The sequence below is a fragment of the Neobacillus drentensis genome, assembly GCF_036965645.1.
Lineage (GTDB): Bacteria > Bacillota > Bacilli > Bacillales > Cytobacillaceae > Neobacillus > Neobacillus drentensis_D.
This window is the reverse complement of sequence record NZ_JBALPZ010000179.1, coordinates 3670-8703: the sequence shown is the minus strand read 5'-3', so window position 1 is coordinate 8703 and position 5034 is coordinate 3670. Positions and strand designations below refer to the sequence as shown.

General features: G+C 40.9%; 5 protein-coding genes. All 5 read right to left on the bottom strand.

Going from position 1 to position 5034, the window contains the following annotated elements; translation table 11 throughout:
* Window positions 1-152 precede the first annotated feature (152 nt).
* The 5 genes from V7266_RS26600 to V7266_RS26580 all read right to left on the bottom strand — a co-directional run bounded on the left by V7266_RS26600 (window position 153) and on the right by V7266_RS26580 (window position 4775).
* Window positions 153-998, bottom strand: coding sequence for an FAD synthetase family protein (locus V7266_RS26600; RefSeq protein WP_335472233.1), 846 nt, complete (start codon window positions 996-998; stop codon window positions 153-155).
* A gap of 36 nt (window positions 999-1034) precedes the next feature.
* Entirely contained in the window at window positions 1035-1499 is a 465-nt protein-coding gene (locus tag V7266_RS26595) for a flavin reductase family protein (protein WP_335472232.1), read from the bottom strand.
* Between the two features lie 106 nt (window positions 1500-1605).
* Complete coding sequence (locus V7266_RS26590) at window positions 1606-2424, bottom strand: alpha/beta fold hydrolase (RefSeq protein WP_335472231.1); 819 nt, start codon at window positions 2422-2424, stop codon at window positions 1606-1608.
* A gap of 146 nt (window positions 2425-2570) precedes the next feature.
* Window positions 2571-3548 carry a catechol 2,3-dioxygenase gene (locus tag V7266_RS26585; RefSeq protein WP_335472230.1) on the bottom strand — a complete coding sequence of 326 codons (978 nt, stop codon included), beginning with the start codon at window positions 3546-3548 and terminating at the stop codon, window positions 2571-2573.
* A gap of 24 nt (window positions 3549-3572) precedes the next feature.
* Window positions 3573-4775, bottom strand: coding sequence for an acyl-CoA dehydrogenase family protein (locus V7266_RS26580; protein ID WP_335472229.1), 1203 nt, complete (start codon window positions 4773-4775; stop codon window positions 3573-3575).
* Window positions 4776-5034 lie beyond the last annotated feature (259 nt).

Below are 5034 nucleotides of genomic sequence, written 5' to 3'. Positions count from 1 at the left end.
TATTTTTAAAAATGTTGGTTAATAGTTTAATATATGAATGGGAAAGGGGCAGAAAAAATGAATCATCTGCCTTTTTTATTTTACACATATTATCTTTCTTAGGTTATTTAAAAATCCTATTTCTTCTATTCTATTAACCCTTCTCCTTTCATCTATACCAATAAGGGACGACAAAAAGTATGATCCTTTTTTTCTATTTGAAGCTTTTCAGCCTTCATCCGCCGATTCCAGACAATGGTCACGTTTCCTTCAATCCATGACGGAATTTGACCTAAACGAGTAAGCGTTACGCCTTTCTCGTTTACCATCACTTCGGTCTGAAAAGATTTGCTATTCCTTTTCAATGTCACCTCATACCTTCCAGGAGCAGGGAGTGTGTAGTGCGAATAGGGAGTTAAAAAAGTTCTCGTGCCTTCGCATATTGATTCGTAAGAGTGACCGATTAGATCGGGCAGCTCCTCGACATTTCCATCTAACAGTAGTTGTCTGATACGAGTCGAACTGATTTTTTCCCCTTTGTGCTCCACCTTGTCGACCGTCGTGACCTCAATCCGATCTCCGGAATCTAGTTTAAGTGTATCCATATTTCCTGCACCTCGGCTCCCATAAGAAAAGTCATATCCTGCTACTGCATGAATCACACCCAGATTAACCAGGTATTCCTTAACAAAGACTTGAGGTGACCGCCCTGCAAAGTCTCGATCGAACTCCACAAGGTAAAAAGTATCCAAACCTAGTTCACAAAGCCTTTTTTCTTTTTCGGACTGCGGCATTAAATAATGAAAACAGGCCTTCCCCCCGATGACCGTTTTCGGGTGAGGAAAGAAACTCATAACTGAAAGAGAGACTTGTCTGTCCTTTGCTTCCTGCCATGCGGTTTGAATCACTTTTACATGCCCATGATGGAGACCGTCAAAACATCCAAGTGCCATAACATTTGCGCTTGCCATTTCCTGATAAACTGCCAAATTCTCCTTATTTAAATAGATTGTTTCCATACAGTCTCCTTTCATGTTCCAAAAACTGAAATCAGTTTATACTTCTGCCAACGTACGATATTTTCCATTAAAGAAAACAAGCGGTTCTTTCTCTTCTAGGTGAATATCGGTTACTTTTCCAATAAACAAAGTATGATCTCCTTCCACATGCACCGCTGATACTTCACATGCCACCTGTGCACACGCGCCTGCTAACACGGGTTTACCATCTAAACGATCAAAAATAACTTCACGAGATTCCTTGATTTGTCCTGCAAAAATCATCGATAGCTCCTGTTGATCCTCAGCCAAAATATTCACGGTGAAAATCTTGCTTTCCTTGATCTTATTTAAAATTTTTGCTCTTTCTCCAATTGAAATGACCACAAGCTTTGGATCAAGAGATACAGACATGAAGGCATTTGCCGTCATCCCATGGATCTCTCCATTAAGTTCTGTGGCAATCACCGTTACCCCTGTTGCGAATTTTCCCATTGCTGTTCGAAATTGACGATCATCCATCTCTATCAACCTCCCAAGATTTTTTTATGTAGTAGGTATATGGAAATTACCCACCTTTACTTTTCAAATCCTCCATCACGCACAGGGCTCATCTTAATGAAAGTTATCAGTTAATAAATCTTAAAATATTCTCCACGAACGGCTCCGTCTTTTCGATTTGTGTCCAATGGCCGCACTCATTAAAAACATGTAGTTCTGCATGTGGAAGTAATTCAATCAGTCGATAGCTTGTATCTGCAATGGGAATTACCCTGTCATTCAAGCCGTGGAATAATAGTGTTTGTACGTTAATGCTTTGAATTTGTTCATCCGATAACGCCAATTCATCCAGTTTTTGTTGGCGAGGCGCTGGGAACATGGCCGAAAATGCCTCTTTCACCTCAGGTTCTATACTAGCTTCATAGCGAAGACGGACCAATTCTTCATTTTTCGCTGCTTTTTCATCGTACGAGAATAGCTCTATTAATTCTCGCATAGATTGCAAACTTGGCTCATAACCCCAAACACGTTCTAACCCTTCTGAAATTTGGTGCTGGATGCCAACACTCCCCATTAAGATTAATTTTTTTACAAGATCCGGTCTTTGGCAGGCAACATGGAGTGCTAATGCGCCGCCCATTGAGTTGCCGACTAAGTGAACAGGCTCATCAGAGACGGATTCAATAAAGCTAATTAAATGCTGTACCCACAATTCAACAGTATATTGATGATCGGGGAGTTTATCCGTCTTACCAAAACCAATAATATCGGGTGCAAATACATGATAGGATTCACTTAAAGGTGGGATAATTAACCGCCAGTTGGCGAAGGCAGATACACCTGGTCCTGACCCATGTATTAAAATTATTTTTTCAGCGCCTTTCCCTTCCTCATGGTAGTGTGTGTTAATCCCGTTAACATCCAGATATTTTGAGATAATCGTCATTACGCATTGCTCCTTTCATCTATTAAAAAAGAGATAGAGGAAACTATTGAAAGCTTCCTCCCGCTTTTAAATTCCATTTATGGTGAGCTTGTCCGTTAGAGGGATGTCCCTTGTCAGCAAGCTCACCTTTGACCAATCACCATCGTTTATTTTATTGGTGCAGCTTCCTTTTTCCTTACGGGTGTTCCATATTCAAAGAACTCTTGTGGTAAATTAGAACCGTACCAAATAATGGCATGCTCTAAATCTTTCCCTTTCCATTCAACCGTTTTCCAGTCTGGGTCAAAAATTTGATACCCCGTGTCACCAAATAATTCAACACGATTGCCTCCAGGTTCGATCACATATAGGAAGTAAGCCTGGGAGACACCGTGCTTGCCAGGACCTGCTTCAATTTTAAAGCCATGCTCTAGCAATAATTCACTCACATCCATTAAATGTTGAGGATATCCGTACCAGTAGCAAATATGATGCAATCTTCCCTTTTCAGCTAGCGCATCTCCCATGATGGCCACTTCATGTACTAATGAGTTTGAACTTAACCATGCTGCTACATCTGTATTATCATCATTTAGAATCCGTTCGCGCACTTTAAATCCAAGTGCATTCTCTAAAAACTCCACGTTTTTATTGGTTTCCTTCGCCAGTACATTCACATGGTCTAAGCGGCGTACGGGTACTCCGCGGCGTGGACGTTTTTGCGGACGATTCAGTAGTGGTGTTGCTTGCTCTTCATTCGGTTTGAAATATTCAACCTCCCAAAGAATTTCCATTTTATGACCATCTGGCATGGTGAATTGATATGCTGGTCCATGACCAACATCGCCTTCAACCCACCCCAATCCATAACCTGTTGCTTCAATTTCTCGTACACGACGCTCTAGAGCCTGCGGAGAAGTAGCACGCCATGCCACATGCCCAAGTCCCGCTTCCTCATTTTGGGTAATGATCAATGTATGATGGTAAAAATCCTCATAAGCGCGCATATAAACGGAATCACCTTGGCGGTGCGATTCTTCCATCCCTAAAATCTCTTTAAAAAACCAAACAGACTCTTCTACTTTGGGACTATAAATCTCAATATGGGCCAGATGTGCTACATCAAAAATAGGTTCTTTCATCATTTCACATTCCCTCCAAAGTTTTATTTACCAAATTGGGTTTCCTTTAAAGCCAAAGATTGACTTGCCGTATGAGGCCATGGCATCTTCGTAATGGTGTGTCGGATGTGAAGCCGCTGTCATAATGTCTCGCACAAACAATTCGGTAGGCTGCCCTTTAAATACGGAATTTCCACCTAATGTTAGTAGAATACGGAGCGCCATCTCAGAAGTCGTTTTTGAGATATGCCCACGAATCCCGAACAATCTTTCACGCTCTTCTTCATCTAATGTACGGATGCGATTTTGTTGGTAATACGTTAATCTTTCAACGTAATCATTTGCTAAGCCTTTTAAAGCACTTAATTGTAGTTTTAATTCCGCCAGTACGCGTTGACTGCTAGCTGCTTCTTTTTCATTTGAATTATTGTTAAAAATACGAATCCGATTTTCTGTTTTTTCTTGGAAAATATCAATCAATCGTTCGATGCCGCCGATCTGAATAAATTGAAAGCCCATTAAGAACCATGGGATATAGGGTACATTGAAAATTTGATAATCCGGCTCAAAATTGCCATCTACTGGGCCTGCACCGTTAATAACACGGGTTGCATGGAAAATACGATTCGGCGGTATGTAAACGTCATCAACTTTCACTGCGTTACTTCCTGAGCCGCGCAAGCCCATGGCATCCCAGTTATGAACGATTTCCGCTTCCTCTTTATTTAAAATAAATAAACAATATTCCGGCTCTGTCCCATCCTTTAGCTTGGTGATTGCGCCGAGTCCAATCCAATCACTCCAAAGCACTCCGCTGCAGAAGTTCCATTGCCCTGAAAGGCGGTAGCCTTCGCCATCCTCTGTCACTTTCCCGACAGGGGCAAATACATCTGCCATTAAGCCGCCGTGTCCATACAATTCATCACGGCTTTCTTTTGGTAAAAACGCAACCCAAGTTTCATGAATAACAAAGAAATAACTTAACCATGCAGCGGCGATACTATGATTCGCAATCGTTCGGATGATTTCACCAAAAGTAAAGTAATCTAAATCTTGGCCGCCATATTCTTTTGGCCGTAAAAGTTTATGAAACCCAGCTGCTTTTATTTTTTCAATTACTTCATCTGGAAGCTTTGAATCTTGATCTGCCTTTAACGCGTATTTCTCCGCTAATAAACCGACTTCCTTTGCCATCATCAGAAGTTCTTCTTTGTTGGGAGTCTTTTTCACTTCTAAAAGATTAACTGCCATATTCCTTCCTCCTTTAAAGTAAACGTTTTCAAATCCTGTAAAGCGGCTGCTTCTGATTTGAATTATAATAGTTAGAATATTTTAAATATACCTACAATAGATATTGAAATTTGCTTATTTTTAAAACGTTTCCTACTAAATACTATCTTTATATATTTAATTGGATGGCATAAACTAGAACAAAAGCGCAAGCGCCTTGGTTAGCCCGACAAGCATAAGACGAGCCGGCCGAAAGGTTCCTCTTTAACCTTTTGGACGG